The organism is Acinetobacter sp. 5862, assembly GCF_024494585.1.
Classification (GTDB): Bacteria; Pseudomonadota; Gammaproteobacteria; order Pseudomonadales; family Moraxellaceae; genus Acinetobacter.
Genome location: NZ_JANHGP010000008.1, coordinates 1 through 16,863 on the forward strand (window position 1 = coordinate 1; position 16,863 = coordinate 16,863).

Consider the following 16,863-nt stretch of genomic DNA (forward strand, 5'->3'; position numbering starts at 1 on the left):
ATGACAATTTTATATACTCCATAAACCCTTTAAATTAATTAGGTGGTTTATGTCGCACTTCAAGTTTTACTCTGCCGTGCTTATGAAATGCTGCAAAAGAAAGTGCTACAACAGTCTCAACAAAAACAGGCAGATGAATTAGAAAAGCAGCAAAGCAAAGAACAAGATGCTTTAGCCAAACAACAGGCGAAAGAACAAGAGCGCTTTGCGAAAGAGCAACAAAAAGCCGCAGAGAAAGCACAACGAGATCGCGAAAAACTCACCCAAGATATTGTGGGAACTTTTGCAAAAAGTGCGGCTCGTAGCTTAGGCGGCTCTACAGGTCAAAAGATCGTTCGCGGTTTACTTGGCTCATTATTTGGCAAATAAAAATCTTTATTATGTTAAAAATCAGAGGATAATCATTTATCCCCTATTTTTTTTATGGTTTTAGTCAAAACAGATCTTGCAAATAAATTTTATAAGGTATATTTTAAATATATCTTATAAATGATAGCCAAGAGAGATCACCCATGACTCCGCAGCAAATTGACCTTGTAAAAGCAACTGTACCTGTACTCCGTGAAAATGGTGTGGCACTCACTGGTTACTTTTACAACCGTATGTTAGGTAATAACCCCGAATTAAAAGAAACCTTCAATATGGGACATCAACGTAGTGGTGCACAAGCACAAGCACTTGCGGGTGCTGTACTAGCTTATGCGGAAAATATTGAAGATCCTTCTGTACTTTTACCTGTAGTCGAATTGATTGCACACAAACATGTGAGCTTGAATATTCAATCACCTGATTACAGTATTGTGGGTGAGAACCTACTGCACTCTATCAGTGAAGTACTGAATATCTCGATGGAAGATCCATTGATCGGTGCATGGGCTGCTGCGTATGGTCAATTAGCTGACTTATTTATTAGCACTGAAAAAGCGATCTATGATCAACATCAACAAACCAAAGGTAGTTGGTTAGGCTGGCGTAATTTCAAAATTGCCAAGAAAGTCGTTGAAAGCGATGAGATTACTTCATTCTATCTCGCACCTGTCGATGGTGGTGAATTACCTAAATATGAAGCGGGTCAATACATTTCAGTTCGCGTGTTTGTACCTGAACTCAATTTAAGACAACCACGTCAATACACACTATCAACAAGTCCTCAAGCAGATTACTTACGTATTTCAGTCAAACGTGAGGATGAAAAAGGTGAGTTAGCAGGTGGTTGGGTATCTAGTACATTGCATGGCTTGGCTGAGGGTTCAGAAATTGAGGTGTCTGCACCTACAGGCAATTTCTACCTGATTGATAGCAAAAAACGTAATGTGTTTATCAGTGGTGGTGTTGGCTTAACTCCAATGATTGCTATGCTGAATCAATTAGTGACAGAAGATATGCCTCAGCCTGTCAGCTTTATTCATGCCTGCCGTAGCAGTCAGGTGCATGCCATGAAACAGCATATCCATGAACTAAAAGCAAAATATCCACGTCTGAGCACATTCACTGCTTATGAGTTTCCTCATCAAGGTGATGTGTTAGGCGAAGATTATGATGCGGCTGGTCGCTTAGATTTAGTGTCAATGGATGCTGGATTATTACCAGCCAATGCAGACTATTATCTGTGTGGTCCAATGCCATTTATGGCAGAGCAGCATAAGGCACTGGTTGCCCGTGGTATTCCTGCCGAAAACATTCATAGCGAAGCATTCGGTACGGGTGGCGTAAAACTCAGCTAATCGTTGCTGCGTTTTGCATAGGGCTAGTCTATGTTAGACTAGCCTTTTCCGTTTAAAGCAATAAATTGAGTGAAAACCCATGCAACTCAATAAGTTTACTGATTATGCACTCAGAATCTTAATGTATGTCGCTCGTCCGAGTGATGTACCGTATACGATTGCAGATATTGCACGGGACTTGCATGTATCCCAAAATCATTTAGTGAAAATCGTTCACTTCATGGGAAAACAGCATTGGATTGTAACGATTCGCGGCAAAGGCGGTGGACTTCGTTTAAATCCAGAAGCCAAAAGTTTAAAACTAGGTGAAATTGTTCGTATCCTACAAGGCAATCATCAAATCGTAGAATGTAATACGCCACCTTGTGTTTTACGCTCTCATTGCGGACTGAAAAGTATTTTGGATCAAGCTTTAGAATGTTTTTATCAAAGCCTAGATCAATATACACTTGGAGAAGTGGTGCAATATGGCATTCTTCCCTCTTCTACAAATTCAAATATTGATTTTTTACAACTCGTTCAAAAAGCCTAAACATCAAGATTCGCACGAATCTCTCACATCCTTTATAATAGTCGTTGCTATTTCAATTCAAAAAGTAAGCTTCTATGCGTCGTAGTGAAAAATCGAAAGACACCAAAGCCAAACTCGCACCTAAACAAAAAATCAGTTATGAAAAAAAGACTGATCCTGCTGTAACCGCATATGCAGTGCAGTCTTTGACTTGGTTACGCCAAGCTGAATTTTTGATGAGTGCACCTAAACTGGATTTGTGCGTAGAAGATACAGGTTATGAAATCGCATTTGCAGGTCGTTCCAATGCAGGAAAATCGAGTGCAATTAATGCTTTAACCAATCAAAAGCAACTCGCACGCGCTTCAAAAAGACCTGGGCGCACGCAAATGATTAACTTTTTTAGCTTAGGTAATCCAGATCAACGTTTGGTCGATTTACCAGGTTATGGTTATGCGGCTGTACCTGAAGCCATGAAAATCGTATGGCAGAAAGAACTTGAGAACTATCTAATCCATCGTAAAAGCTTACAAGGCTTAGTACTGTTAATGGACATCCGCCATCCATTACAACATTTTGACTTAATGATGCTGGAATGGGCACATTCACGCCATTTGTTTGTGCATATCCTACTTACTAAAGCCGATAAATTAAACCGTGGCCCTGCCAATAAAGTACTATTAGAAATTAAGCAGAAGTTGAAGAAAATGAAACTTGATTTCTCGATTCAATTATTCTCTTCACTCAATCGAATTGGTTTAGAAGAATTGGCAAGCGTCATGGGTGGCCGTTTAAATTTCACACTTGATCAACCAGCAGAATTTGACCTTGATCAGATCCCAGAAGCTTCAGAAGTAGACGTCGAAGAATAAATAATGCATTTTATACAACTTGATGTATTAAATAATTTCTAATTGTCCCGAATTGCTAAACACAAACACTAGGTAGTTTTCATATACTGCTTAGTGTTGGTTCATTGCACTATCAATTAGGACTAAACGATGAAATTACTATCATTTATGAAGAACAAAGTGCTTGGTTCTTCGATTGACTATAAAATTCTCCCACGCAAAGTGAAGTTTGACTGGAAAAAAACACCAGTGGATTGGATTCCAAACCAGCCTTATGCCAGTTATTTTATTAATGAAATTAACAATATTTTGCCTGCTGGTGAGTTTTGGTTCTGCCGCTTATACAACAAAGTTCTTCCAGAAATTACTGATGAAAAATTAAAACAAGACGTTCAAGCATTTATTCGTCAAGAAGCGATGCATGCGGTTGCACATACGTCTGCGAACAAAGAATATCTTAGCCAACGTAATATTGATATTCAGCGTAATCTCGATATTATGGATTTCTTATTTAACAAAGCTTTAGCTGATAAGCCTTTTGGTAAAGAAGTTCCTAAAATACTTGACCATCAATGGGATTTGTTCCGTTTAGGCATCGTTGCAACAGTTGAACACATGACTTGTGTATTGGGTAAATACGCACTGTATAACAAACGTTGGGAAGAGCTCGGTGCCGATCCTGAAATGATTGATCTGATTAAATGGCATGGTTCTGAAGAAATCGAACATCGTACCGTTGCCTTTGATCTATATCGTCATTTAGGTGGTGGTTATATTGCACGTTATTACATGAGTGTCGCTGTAATCGTGGGTGTACTTGGTTTATGGGTTGATGGCGCGGCACATATCATGGGTCAAGATCCTCGTTTTACCGACAAAAAACCAAGTTTATTTAGACCATGGGTTTGGATGGAGTGGTACAAAATTGGTCGTCAAGATAATCAGGTTTTACCAAATCCAATTTGGTTAGTCGCTCAACAAATCGACTATCTCATGCCTTGGTATGATCCTGTGAAAGAAGGTAATACTCAAGATGCGGTGAATTATTTAAATAATTCACTGGCAGCAAAACGCGCTTTACAACAAGCTGCATAAGCATTTCAATAAAAAAGCAGGAGTCTTCTCCTGCTTTTTTTATTTCTTAAATCGCATCAACTTGATTCAACTTCTGCTTGCTTAGCATAACGATCAACAACAACACTGATCATCATATCACCCTGTACATTCACTACTGTTCGTACAGTATCTAATACTCGATCAATCGGTAATAAAATCGCAATCGCTTCCGCAGGCAAACCAACTGATTGTAAAACCATAATCATGGTCACCATACCTGCGCTGGGAATACCTGGTGCTCCCAATGAAGCAATCATGGCAGTTAAACATACGATAATTTGCTGTGTTAAGCTCAAGTCCAAGCCCATCAAATTTGCAATAAACAAAGCAGCGGCTGCCTCATAAAGTGCAGTACCATCCATATTTAATTGTGTTCCTAAAGGAATCACGAATCCTGCCGTCTGTGGTCGCACACCTAAATTTTCTTGTGCACATTTCATACTGAGTGGCATCGTCGCAGAACTTGAACTGGTCGCAAATGCAGTGACCAAAGCTGTGCGTGCACCTTTAAAGAAAGTGATTGGATTCATTTTTCCAAAAATCCAAAGCAGTGTAGGTAAAACCACTAAGCCATGAAAAATCGTTGTCCCAGTCACCACGAATGCAAACTCAGCAAGACGACTTAATACAGATAAATCCTCAGTCGCAATCAACTTCGCCAATAATGCAAAAATCCCAAGTGGCGCGAGTTTCATTACCCAACTGACAAGCATCATCATCATTTCAAAGAATTGTTGGCTGAGTTGACGAACTGTATTAAAACGCTCACCACCTTTAACGAGAGCAACGCCTAAGAAAAGTGCAAAAACCACAACAGCGAGTACATTCCCTTCACTCAATGCTTTAAAAGGATTGATTAAGGTATTTTGAATAAAATTAGTGAGGAAACTAGAAGGTGTAAGCGTATCAGGAGTTTGATGATTTTGCATTGCTGACTGGAAAAGTGTGATATCAACACCCTTCCCAACATCAAAAAGATGTGCACAGCCAATCCCTAAGATCAGTGCAAGCGTTGTAGTAGTCACACAACTCAAGGCGGTAATCTTCCAAACTCGACCAAACTCCCCTCCAGCTTGTAAATTTGAAACACCTACAACGATCGAACTAAAAATAAGTGGGATGAGCAACATTTTTAGTAAACCAATAAAAATACTGCTTAAAATCCCCAGCCCATACAAACTATGTTCAGCAAAACTAGTCTGCGGATACAAAGTTAAGAAGAACCCATATATAACACCCAGTACGGCTGCGATTAGAATTTGTGTATTTAAATTCATTCTGATTAATAAAATATTTTAGCTTGTGGGTACTATGGCACGCTCACATTGAAGAATCGAGCAATTTTTTGTCACAACCTTATGACAAAAAAAAGCCATCTAAACGATGGCTTTTTTTGAATTTTTCAAATCTAATTTACTGGGTTTCAATTTCTCTCAATCGAATTAGACCCTCTTGCACAGTGCTACATACCAGCTGACCATTCTGCCACATGCGTCCAAAATTCAGACCACGTGAACTGGCACTAATCGTTGCTTCCATATCGTAAAGCATCCAATCATCAGCACGTAACGGGCGATGGAAGTAAATGGTATGATCAATGCTTGCACATTGTAAATTTGGCGAAATCCAAGATAACCCGTGTGGACGCAGTGCTGTGGTCATCAAAGTAAAATCTGAATAAAACGCAACGATGGCTTGATGTAATGAAACGTCATCAACATTTTCTGCAATACGATCATGGGTACGAATGTAGTGCGCATAATATGGTGCTTCAGGCTGCGGCTGAAAAGGATTAACTGGTCGAGTGGGTCTGATTTCAACATGACGTTCGCGCATAAAACTCGTACGTGCATTTTCTGGGACGAAATTGAGCATACTTTCCTTTAATTCTTTCTCAGACTTCAGCTCTTCAGGACTCGGATACTCTGGTTCTTTATGTTGATAATTTAAGCCTTCTTCTGGATTGGCAAAAGATACCATCGCCGAGAAAATGGTACGTCCATGTTGGATCGCACGCACTTGTCGACTTGCAAAACTTTTACCATCTCGCAATGGATCAACTTCATAAATGATCGGTGCATCGACATCACCACCATATAAAAAATAAGCATGCAACGAATGTGCTGGTCGGTTTGTGGTATATGATGCCGCTCTTAATGCTTGTCCAAGAACTTGCCCACCGAATACTCGTTTCCCAACCAAATTGCGACTGTTGCCTCTGAAAATATGTTCTTCCAACTTTTCCAAAGTCAAAAGCTCAACCAGTTCTTGAGTTAACGCATTCATGTAATAGCCTTCCAACATCAATGAGGAGAGATCAACTAATCCATTCAGGATTGATCATTTCGATTGTGCCACAAATTCCAATAAATATGCTCAGGATAAAATGATTCATCCGTCACATTAATCTTTATTTATAAGCGCTAAAAATACGATTTTTAACGATAAAATCCACCAAATACGCTATATTTTGTCAGAAAATAACATATCGTTTCATGACAGAATATCGCAGAATGTCGTGTTGACGTTTGTGTTCATCGAGCTATGCCGTACGCTGTGGTTTTACGGCACTATAACAACGCCTCATGCTCAAGGTTATCATTTAGGAGTCTGTAATGTCCAAGACTGGATTTGGTCAAATGTATCGCCAACTTTCAAGTAAGTTACTTGACCTTGTGGTCACTCCACATGTTCTTGGTGAAGTTCCTACAGAATCAACAACAACTGAGCAAAGCACACCAGATTCAAATAAAGTGATTTGCTATGTACTACAAAATTATTCACGTAGTAATGCTTTGGTAGTTGATGGTGAAACGCGTCGCCTTCATCTTAAGCCAGCTTTAGATGCCATGAGTTTTGGAACTTATCACGAAAAAAACTCGATTCTATTTTTACATCAGAATGAAAATAACTTTTTTAATACTCAAACATATCCCCCACGCCTTCTACAGTTGATCGAAGCATTAGAACAAAATCAAGAAGTAGATGTTCAATTAGTTCCCGTTACAGTGCTTTGGGGACGCTCACCAGATAAAGAAGATTCATGGTTTAAGTTATTATTTTCTGATACTTGGGCAACACCAGGTACTGTTAAACAACTCATGAATATTGGCTTACATGGGCGTGATTCATATTTAGAATTCCATGAGCCTCAATCTCTACGTGAATTGGTAGATTATGCCAAGAGACATCATCCAAACATCTCTCCTGCCACGTATATCGCAAGTTCACTAGATGGCTACCTAGACCAGCAACGCGAAGTGGTACTGGGTCCTGACTTGTCAGACCGCCGCAACGTGATGCAGTCTGTCATTAAGGCACCCGATGTACAGGATGCCATTCGCCGTGAAAGCATTCAGCATAAAATCAGCATGCTTGAGGCAGAACGCCGCGCAATTGGCTATGTCAATGAAATCGTTTCTGATTATTCAGCGTCAGCAGTACGCTTCGCAGATATGGCTTTAACACGATTATGGACACAACTGTATGACGGCGTTGAAGTTCATAATTTCAGTACAGTTCGCGAACTTGCGAAAGATTATGAGATTATTTACACACCCTGCCACCGTAGCCATATTGACTATTTATTATTGTCTTATGTGATTTACAAACGTGGCTTGATGATTCCATATATCGCTGCGGGTGATAACCTAAACCTACCTTTTGTAGGTCAGTTATTACGTGGAGGTGGTGCATTTTTCATACGCCGATCTTTCCGCGGAAATGCACTATATACATCTGTATTCAAAGAATATTTATACAGCATTCTATCACGCAATACGCCTATCGAGTACTTCATTGAAGGTGGTCGTTCACGTACTGGTCGCTTGCTACCACCGAAGACAGGTATGCTTGCAATGACCGTACATGGTCATTTACGTGGTCGTGCTAAGCCAATCGTATTCTTACCGACGTATATTGGGTATGAGCGCTTAATGGAAGGCTCAACTTATGTAGGTGAAATGCAAGGTAAGCCAAAAGAAGCAGAATCAATTTTCGGTATCGTCAAAACTTTACGTAAAATTGAAAGAATTTTTGGCAAGGTACACGTTAACTTTGGTGAACCTGTTTTCCTCGATGATATTTTAAAGCAGCATAATGCAGATAAAATTCAGATCGAAAAAAATGATGCGCCAATTCCAGCTGAAGTATCGAATGTTGTTTCAAGCTCAGCTAATGTTATTTTAGAAAATATTAATCGCGCAGTGGTCATCAACCCTGTTTCATTATTATCTTTGATCTTATTAGCAACACCAAAACATACATTAGATGAAGAGATCTGTGCGAAACAACTTGATATTTATCGTGATTTAGCGACTCAACAACCGTATGACGAACGCACACAAGTCACTTCTTTATCAGGTAAAGAAATCATTGCTTATGGTTTAAAGCTCAAACTGATCAAACGTGTGCAGCATGTTCTAGGTGATATTATTGCCATAGAAGACAATCAAGCCGTTTTATTAACCTATTTCCGTAACAACATCTTACATGCTTTTGTCTTACCATCACTGGTTGCATCATTGGTTGAACATAACGGTAAGATTAATAAAACAGATTTAAGCAATGTGATTCGGACTTTATATCCTTTCTTAAAAGCTGAATTATTCATGAAGTGGAAAGCTTCTGAATTGCAACAGCACATTGATAACTATATCAACGCACTTGTTAAAATTGGTCTAATTTTCCAAGATCATGATGGCAACTTATTTAGCCCAACACCAAACAGTGAAGAGCATCAGAAACTTTTGACTTTAGGTATGCCAGTTAAACAAAGCTTAGAGCGTTATTACATGACGCTTGCGCTGATTACCCAGCGTGGTTCTGGCAATATCTCCACCAAACAGGTTGAGGAGCTGAGTCACTTATTGGGTCAACGTCTGTCTGTGCTGTATGAATTTAACTCACCAGAGTTCTTTGACAAGGCACTGTTCCAAAGCTTTATTAAGGTGCTAACTCAGCAGAATTATATTCGCAACAATGAACAGGGCTTCATTGAATATGATGACAACTTTAGTGAGATGGCGGCAGGTGCTCAATTGGTGCTGGATGAGGCGACCTTGCAGATGTTGCAGCACATTACAACATTTACAGATAAAGAACTTGCAACCGCTTTAGAAGCAATGGCTTCTCAACAGGCAAAACGTCGTTTAAAACGCAAGAAAGCTTAATGTTTCGGTATTCACTTTTGATGGGTTAGTCAAAAAAATTGGCTAACCCAATTTATTTGCGGCATTCTAAATATTTCGGATCATCTAGACATCTGAGTCGTTTGATTAGCTCGACAAAATAGGCATCGTAGTAACCTGAATCCACATAACGATTACGAATCTTAGCAACCAGCGCCTCATAGCCCTGCTTTTCATAACCCGAAATATCAGCCCAATAATACGCTGGTAAATGATTTTCCCATTGCATTGCTTGTGCAGCTAAAACATTACTATTTTTTACAAACCAAGTTCGGATTTGGTGTCCAAAACCATTGGGATACGCTTGAGGTCGAATCACAATATTAATTGCGAAATACGCGACTGGAAAATTGACAACTTGGGTCGATTCACCAAACTCTTTTTTCAAGTTATAAGGTAATACGCCATACGCTGGTGCAGCCAATATATCGATCTTCTTTTGCTTGAAAGAATCAACTGCCGTAGCAAAATCCACATAAGCAGGTTTTGCCGATACACTTTGTACCAATGCCAATTGAGGCGGATTATTTTCTAGAATACCAATGGTCTTATTCTTTAATTGTGAAACTTTCCTGATCTGCTGAGTATTCATGGTCATATATGCCGTGCCAATTGGAATCATGCCTAGCACTTCATAATTTTGATCTAGCATACGTTTTTCGACATTTGGATTGGTCAATAACTGCAACAACATACGTGCAACACGATTGTTTGAAATCAAACCAATTCCACTGGTACTTCCCATAAAATGGTTGTAACGATAGGTATGAAAATTAGATGCCACTAAACCTGAACATTTATTTTGATCAAATGCCTGAATCGCATCTTTTTCATTTTTAAAAGTATCAAACTTTAACTGAGTTTTATGTTGAAGTGCATAGAGACGAATATCTTGTAAACGACGACTAATATCGCCCTGAATACCCAATGGATCAAATACACACCATGTTTGCGCACCTGCCCAACTTGTTGTTGCCACCAGTCCCAGCATCATCGTAAAAATTATTTTTCTCATATCCACCCCTTAATGCCTCATCACAAACCATGTGCACAACTCAGGCAGTTCCTTTACGGCGTCTGTTGGTATTTTATCATCAAAATCTATACCAACTATTCAAATTGTCTTGCAGTTTAATCTAATTATTTTTCATTCTCATGTACCGACAACAGCGTCTGATAGTCATTAAAGCAAATCTGATGTTCAAATTTAAATCCCGTTTGTGGCAATCGAGTTGCATAAATTCGCTTCCCAGTTACTTGCTCAGACAAAAGTTGCAACTGAGGCAAGTTTAAATATTGTTGAAACCAACTTAATATTTCATGCATGGGTAAAGGATTGTTATTACTGATGATATAACTTGATTCAACAACATCTATAACAGCTAATAATGCTAAAAACTTGGCTAAATCATCGATATGAATTCGATTACTAAAATGTATCGTTGGATAAGTCAGTGTTTGTTCAGCAAGCTTTTTTAAACGAGCAATTGAGGTCCCATAAATTCCTGCTGGTCGGACAATAATGCTCTGATGTGGATAATGTGATTGCCACAACAACTCCATCTTCCGAAGCAGATGTCCCTGCTCATCGATGGGTTGAATGAATGCTTCATCATCGATTCGCTCCCCTGCATTTTCACCATAGACTCGTGTCGAAGAAACGATGATGATACGTCGAACAGGATGATTTTTGAGAGCATTAGCAATCGGTTCAACGCTATCAACATAGGTTTGTTGATATGCTTCTATGCCGCTCTGCGAAGGTGCAAGAATGACATAAACCAAATCAATTGGATCAAGCTGAGTCAAATCTAAATAATGTATATCTTGAATATAGTGTCTTGCATAACAATCCATTTTTGCACTACGGCTAATTGTGCTAATGTGGTGACCTTGCTCAAATAAGTGTTTAGCAACGCGCTGAGATGTTTTACCATAACCAATAAATAAAATATGCATATACACCCTTGAATAGAGATGACTTCAGTCCAGCAATTACAAGGTGTTGGTGCCGCCGCAGCAACCCTATTAGAAAAGCTTCATATTTTTAGCACGGATGATTTGCTGTTTCATCTTCCTCGTGACTATGAAGATCGTAGCACCATTATTCCAATGAATCAGCTGGTTGTTGGACGAAGTTATTTGCTCGAAGGTGAGGTTCGATCCGTAGATTTTCCTCCGGGCAAAAAGAAATCACTTGCAGCCTTATTACAAGATGATTTTGGCAAGGTCACTTTACGGTTTTATCATATTTATAAGGGACTAACTGATCGCATCAAAATGGGACAACAGCTCCGAATATTCGGTGAAGTTCGTGTTGGAGCACGCGGTCTTGAAATGTATCATCCAGAAATACAAGTCATCCAACAGCATACGCCCTTACCCAAAACCCAACTCACGGCCATTTATCCTAGCACTGAAGGTCTGACGCAGCCTAAATTACGTGAATATGTTCGTCAGGCGTTACAACATCATAGCGATGACTTGGCTGAGTTATTACCGACTAAATACAGCAACGGCTATGAACTTAAACAAGCATTAGAATATATTCATGAGCCACCTGTTGATGCCAACATGCAACAACTCAATCAAGGTTCGCATCCTGCCCAACAACGATTAATTTTTGAAGAGCTAGTCGCCCATCAAATTAGCCTATTAACACGCCGTGCCTATATCCGCCAAATTGCTGCACCTCGTTTTGATAGCAGTAAAATCTTGGCTAAGGCATTATTAGATGGTCTTCCTTTTCAAATGACCAATGCACAAAAACGAGTTTCTAAGGAAATCTTGCAAGATCTCAAGCAAAATCAACCGATGCTGCGCTTAGTCCAAGGTGATGTAGGAGCAGGTAAAACACTCGTTGCAGCAGTTGCAGCCTGCCATGCACTAGAAGCAGACTGGCAAGTTGCACTGATGGCACCGACTGAGATCTTAGCAGAACAACATTATTTAAATTTTAAACGCTGGTTTGAGCCACTGGGCATCCAAGTGGCATGGCTTTCAGGCAAACAAAAAGGCAAAGCACGTACACAAGCTGAACAACAAATTAAACAAGGTCATGCACAACTTATTTTCGGTACGCATGCTTTATTCCAAGATGCCGTGGAATTTTATAAACTAGGCTTGGTTATTATTGATGAACAACATCGTTTCGGGGTCGATCAACGCCTTGCTTTAAGAAATAAAGGCGTTAATCAATTTACCCCACATCAATTGGTGATGACAGCAACCCCGATTCCCCGCACACTCGCGATGAGTGCTTATGGTGATTTAGATACTTCAATTATTGACGAGCTCCCCCCGGGACGCACCCCAATTCAAACCGTAACAATTCCTTTAGATCGCCGTGAACAAGTCCTGCAACGGATTGCCAGCAACTGTCGTGAAGGTAAACAAGCGTATTGGGTCTGCACCTTAGTGGAACAATCTGAAACCCTAGATGCTCAAGCCGCCGAAGCCACCTATCAAGAAATTAAGGAACGCTTTCCAGACATCAATATTGGTCTGGTCCACGGCAAAATGAAAGCAGATGAAAAACAAGCGGTCATGCAAGCTTTTAAAGATAATCAATCACAACTATTAATTGCCACTACCGTGATTGAGGTTGGCGTCGATGTGCCCAATGCATCCATCATGGTCATTGAGAATGCTGAACGTTTGGGTCTCTCGCAATTGCACCAACTTCGAGGGCGTGTTGGGCGTGGTGCTACCGCTAGTTTTTGCGCTCTACTCTACAAAGTACCTTTGTCTCAAAATGGTCAGGAGCGACTGTCTATTTTACGAGAAAGTAATGATGGTTTCGTAATTGCTGAAAAAGATTTGGAAATACGCGGTCCAGGTGAACTCTTAGGAACAAAACAAACTGGGGATATGGGCTTCCGTGTGGCACGTTTAGAACGTGATGATCATTTACTCACACAAGCCCATTATGTGGCTGAACAAATTCTAAAAGACTATCCACAGCATGCTGATGGACTATTAAAACGCTGGCTACCTGAAGCCCCAAGATACGCCTATGTTTAAATTAATTCAAACATCAGCAAAACAAATCTTTGATTATCTAACGCCATGTAGCCTGTGTGATATTGGGATTAGGAAGCAATACGGAGTATGTCAAAGTTGTTGGAATCAGCTACCTTGGTTAAAACAATCCATTCAACGTAATCAGCAACAAATATTCGTTGTATGCCATTATCAATATCCGATTGATCGCATCATTCAGCAATTTAAATATGAACAAAAACTGCATCATCAACGACTACTTGAAGGACTGCTACAACAACTCAAGCTTCCTAAAGTACATGCCATCGTTCCAATGCCGATTTCAACTGATCGATTAGTTGAACGAGGTTTCAACCAAACGCTGTTGCTAGCCCAAGCACTTAGTAAAAGCTTAAATATCCCTATCTGGCAACCTGTACAACGCTTGAATCAACACTCGCAAAAAGGCTTATCGCGCATCGAAAGACTAGAAAATATTGAACAGCAATTTGTGGCTGCGCCGCCCAATCATCTTCGTTATCGCAAAGTCTTGATCGTCGATGATGTCGTCACAACGGGCAGTTCAATTACCGCCTTATCTCAAGTCTTGCAACAACTTGGCTGCCAACAGGTTTATAGTATTTGTTTAGCAGCCCCTATCCGTAATAATGCTAGTTCTCTAAATTTTGCTGACACCATGGAATCACCACGTGTTGAGTAAGAGGTGCAAGTAAAGTGACTTGATCTTCCAAATCAATCCATTTCATCTCTGCAATTTCCGCAGCGATACGTGGTGTTTGTTTCAGTTTCACCTCATAAACATAACTCACTAACAGATGATCAGGCTCATTTGCAGCCGCCGTTTCAAAGCGCCCGATAAACTGTTTGATCTCAGATTCACACGCGATTTCCTCTAAAATTTCACGCTGTATTGCAATTTCAGGCGCTTCATTCAGTTCCAGTTTTCCACCCACTTGCATAAAAGCTTCTGTATTTTGCTTACGAACCAAAAGCAATTGATTTTGCTCATTTAAAATGACAGCGGCAGCCACAGTAATCGTTTTCAATACCCTTTCCTCACACTTAAATTTCAACCGATGCATTCATTACAATGGAACTAAAGAACCATAAATTCGGTATTGTCCTGCTCAGCCATGACTTATCTAGACAACGATAATTTTTTAGATGAATAGAACCGTAATCTAGCAGCCTCACACAAAAAACACATATAGAATTCATACAATTAAAACCATTTTATATAACTGTCATGCTGATAAAGTAGGCTGTGTAACAAGATTTTTTAGAAATTAACGTTTAGGCAAGTGTTTTTCGTTTCATCCTTGTCTAAAATACACGCTGGTTTTCGGTACAATGCTGAAAATCTCACATTGGCTGCGCGAGGAAAAAAGACATGCTTGAAGCCTTTTATGCCACAGAGCGCGGTAGTCTAGAAGATGCAACAATCAATGGGAGTTTTGATCTCCACCCTGAATTGGTTTGGATTGATCTAATTGCTCCATCTCAAGAAGAACAACAGTGGGTATTTGATGCTTACGAGCGAAACCTACCAACATTAAAATCACTTGAAGACATTTCCTCATCCGCACGATTTTACCGTGATGATGATGGCATCTTGCATATCAGTACATATTTTTTAACAAAGAATAAAAATTATCAGGTCGATGGCGATACAGATGAGTCATCTCATATGCTTGCAACAGTACAAACAGTTGCCTTCATTCTGCATAAAGATCGTTTGTTTACCATGCGTGGCGAAAAATTAGTTGCATTTCGTGCCTTCCGTGCGCGTGCACGCCGTAATGATTACAATATGGACTATAAAGATCCCACTTGGATCTTGCTCGGGTTACTTGAAGCAAAACTAGATGAGCTTGCGGATATCTTGGAAGATATCCACAAAGACTTGGAAAGATACTCCACAGAGGTACTGAATAATCATCATCGTGAAACCCTGCTCGATCTTGATGACATGATTACACGACTCGCACAACAAGAAGATATGCTTGGAAAGGCGCAACTGTGTTTGATCGATTTACGTCGTGTGCTTACCTTCCTTTCTCGTCCTCGAGCTTTAGGCAGTCATATTTATGATGCTGATATTCGAGAATTAAGTGAGGATGTCCGTTCACTGGTCGAACATGATGCATTCTTATTCCAGAAAGTCCGCTTCTTACTGGATACCACATCAGGCTTCATTAACACCGAACAGAATGACACAATTCGTCGATTCTCGATCTTACCAAGTATGCTTGCCCCTCCGATGCTGATTGCTAGTATTTATGGCATGAACACTGAGGTCTTACCTTTCGCACATGGTAGTCTGAGTTTCTGGATTGTAGCGAGTATCCTGATGGCGTTCCTTGTACTCCCAATGGTGTACTTCCGCTGGAAGAAATGGATTTAATAAAAAAGCACCTGATGGTGCTTTTTTATCACAAGACTTTTTTCATATCAATTTCAAATCATCTTGCAAATGACAGGCTTGGATGATTTTCAGCATCTTATCAGACACATTTTTAAAATGTAGACCTCTGTTATTTGGCGTTTGACGCAACCATTGCACCAACACTGCCAAAGAAAGGGTGTTTCCTTGTTCAAGCTGACCCAGATCAACAATAAGAGGAAAACTCTTATGTTGCTGGATATACTTTAAACCTGCTCGATAAACTTGTTCTGCATTCGAGAAATCAATTGTTTTTGAAACAATCAACTGCTGATCAATATACTGAATCACCCTTCACCACCTTATTTTTTGCTAACAGCAGCATCAGCATCTGGTTTAAATGTTGCAATCGCTTTATTGATATCACCACCATTACGCTGAACAGTTGCGGCGAATTGGTTGCGGAACTGCAAACCTAGGTCAATACCAGAGACATTGATATTACGAACTTTCCATTGATCCCCCTTATCAATCAACTGGAACGATACAGGTATTTTCTCACCATTATGCAAGAAGTCTAATGTAACAACGGGATTCTTACTATTGGTCGACTTAAAAGGACGCATAGTATAACTTTGGTTGGTATATTTAGCGAAAGCACCACCATAGTTTTCAATAATCACCGCACGGAAATTTTGTTCAAACTGAGCACGTTGCGCAGCAGTTGTATATTGATTATTCGCATACGTACCTAATACGATACGTGTAAATGCTTGTGAATCAACATACGGATCAAGGTTTTGACGAATAATCGATTTAACTAAAGCAGGATTACTTTGTAATTTCGCATGATCTGCTTTTAGACGTGTAATTAAACCATCAGCCACACGTTTAACAAAATCAGGTGGGGTTTCTGTTGGTGCTGCAAATGCAGCACTCGCAAGCATGGTTGATAATACACTTGCTGTTAACGTCTGTTTCAATAATGTATTCACTTCAATCTCCTAACCTGGGCGAATTCAAACATGAGGTGCGACAGTTTGAAAAGTCTTATGATAATCAACAAGCTGAGCAAATTTCTCTAATG

The 16,863-nt window shown here is 39.8% G+C and carries 15 protein-coding genes and 1 pseudogene; 9 read left to right on the forward strand and 7 right to left on the reverse strand.

Going from position 1 to position 16,863, the window contains the following annotated elements; all coding sequences use genetic code 11:
* Nucleotides 1-78: 78 nt before the first annotated feature.
* From NO346_RS00630 to NO346_RS00650, 5 genes and pseudogenes are all read left to right on the forward strand, one after another.
* Nucleotides 79-369, forward strand: a pseudogene (locus tag NO346_RS00630) (helicase HerA-like domain-containing protein); the annotation flags it as partial.
* A 143-nt stretch (nucleotides 370-512) separates the two neighbouring features.
* Nucleotides 513-1,724 carry an NO-inducible flavohemoprotein gene (hmpA, locus tag NO346_RS00635; protein ID WP_256413872.1) on the forward strand — a complete coding sequence of 404 codons (1,212 nt, stop codon included), beginning with the start codon at nucleotides 513-515 and terminating at the stop codon, nucleotides 1,722-1,724.
* A gap of 79 nt (nucleotides 1,725-1,803) precedes the next feature.
* Nucleotides 1,804-2,256, forward strand: a complete 453-nt coding sequence (locus NO346_RS00640) for an Rrf2 family transcriptional regulator (protein ID WP_004660334.1) — start codon at nucleotides 1,804-1,806, stop codon at nucleotides 2,254-2,256.
* 74 nt (nucleotides 2,257-2,330) lie between these two features.
* Nucleotides 2,331-3,107, forward strand: a complete 777-nt coding sequence (yihA, locus tag NO346_RS00645) for a ribosome biogenesis GTP-binding protein YihA/YsxC (RefSeq protein ID WP_256413873.1) — start codon at nucleotides 2,331-2,333, stop codon at nucleotides 3,105-3,107.
* 129 nt (nucleotides 3,108-3,236) lie between these two features.
* A complete protein-coding gene (locus NO346_RS00650) occupies nucleotides 3,237-4,181 on the forward strand; it encodes a metal-dependent hydrolase (RefSeq protein WP_256413874.1) in 945 nt (314 codons plus the stop codon).
* 56 nt (nucleotides 4,182-4,237) lie between these two features.
* Here NO346_RS00650 and NO346_RS00655 read toward each other — a convergent pair whose 3' ends face one another.
* Nucleotides 4,238-5,479: a dicarboxylate/amino acid:cation symporter gene (locus NO346_RS00655; RefSeq protein ID WP_256413875.1), complete on the reverse strand. Its 1,242-nt coding sequence runs from the start codon at nucleotides 5,477-5,479 to the stop codon at nucleotides 4,238-4,240.
* Between the two features lie 136 nt (nucleotides 5,480-5,615).
* Nucleotides 5,616-6,488: an acyl-CoA thioesterase II gene (locus NO346_RS00660; protein ID WP_004660328.1), complete on the reverse strand. Its 873-nt coding sequence runs from the start codon at nucleotides 6,486-6,488 to the stop codon at nucleotides 5,616-5,618.
* Between the two features lie 329 nt (nucleotides 6,489-6,817).
* Between NO346_RS00660 and plsB the strand changes: the two genes are divergently transcribed.
* Complete coding sequence (gene plsB, locus NO346_RS00665; protein WP_256413876.1) at nucleotides 6,818-9,373, forward strand: glycerol-3-phosphate 1-O-acyltransferase PlsB; 2,556 nt, start codon at nucleotides 6,818-6,820, stop codon at nucleotides 9,371-9,373.
* A gap of 52 nt (nucleotides 9,374-9,425) precedes the next feature.
* Here plsB and NO346_RS00670 read toward each other — a convergent pair whose 3' ends face one another.
* Together NO346_RS00670 and NO346_RS00675 are read right to left on the reverse strand one after the other, a co-directional pair.
* Nucleotides 9,426-10,406: a putative solute-binding protein gene (locus tag NO346_RS00670; RefSeq protein ID WP_256413877.1), complete on the reverse strand. Its 981-nt coding sequence runs from the start codon at nucleotides 10,404-10,406 to the stop codon at nucleotides 9,426-9,428.
* Nucleotides 10,407-10,531: 125 nt separating this feature from the next.
* On the reverse strand, nucleotides 10,532-11,350 hold the full coding sequence (locus tag NO346_RS00675; protein WP_256413878.1) for an NAD-dependent epimerase/dehydratase family protein: 819 nt from the start codon (nucleotides 11,348-11,350) through the stop codon (nucleotides 10,532-10,534).
* A gap of 18 nt (nucleotides 11,351-11,368) precedes the next feature.
* Here NO346_RS00675 and recG point away from each other — a divergent pair, with 18 nt between their 5' ends.
* A complete protein-coding gene (gene recG, locus NO346_RS00680) occupies nucleotides 11,369-13,414 on the forward strand; it encodes an ATP-dependent DNA helicase RecG (protein ID WP_256413879.1) in 2,046 nt (681 codons plus the stop codon).
* Nucleotides 13,407-14,093 (forward strand): ComF family protein, encoded by a 687-nt coding sequence (locus NO346_RS00685; RefSeq protein ID WP_256413880.1) that lies wholly within the window; start codon nucleotides 13,407-13,409, stop codon nucleotides 14,091-14,093. Before recG ends, NO346_RS00685 begins: the two co-directional genes overlap by 8 nt.
* Here the strand turns inward: NO346_RS00685 and NO346_RS00690 are convergent.
* Nucleotides 14,044-14,439, reverse strand: coding sequence for an NUDIX domain-containing protein (locus NO346_RS00690; protein ID WP_256413881.1), 396 nt, complete (start codon nucleotides 14,437-14,439; stop codon nucleotides 14,044-14,046). The two genes, NO346_RS00685 and NO346_RS00690, sit on opposite strands and share 50 nt — an antisense overlap.
* Nucleotides 14,440-14,783: 344 nt before the next feature.
* Here NO346_RS00690 and NO346_RS00695 point away from each other — a divergent pair, with 344 nt between their 5' ends.
* Entirely contained in the window at nucleotides 14,784-15,797 is a 1,014-nt protein-coding gene (locus NO346_RS00695) for a CorA family divalent cation transporter (protein WP_087536049.1), read from the forward strand.
* Between the two features lie 42 nt (nucleotides 15,798-15,839).
* Here the strand turns inward: NO346_RS00695 and NO346_RS00700 are convergent, their stop codons facing one another.
* Together NO346_RS00700 and NO346_RS00705 are read right to left on the reverse strand one after the other, a co-directional pair.
* Nucleotides 15,840-16,127 carry an STAS domain-containing protein gene (locus NO346_RS00700; RefSeq protein ID WP_256413882.1) on the reverse strand — a complete coding sequence of 96 codons (288 nt, stop codon included), beginning with the start codon at nucleotides 16,125-16,127 and terminating at the stop codon, nucleotides 15,840-15,842.
* A gap of 11 nt (nucleotides 16,128-16,138) precedes the next feature.
* The gene (locus tag NO346_RS00705; protein ID WP_256413883.1) at nucleotides 16,139-16,771 is read right to left on the reverse strand and encodes an ABC transporter substrate-binding protein; all 633 of its coding nucleotides are present in this window, start codon (nucleotides 16,769-16,771) and stop codon (nucleotides 16,139-16,141) included.
* Between the last annotated feature and the right edge of the window lie 92 nt (nucleotides 16,772-16,863).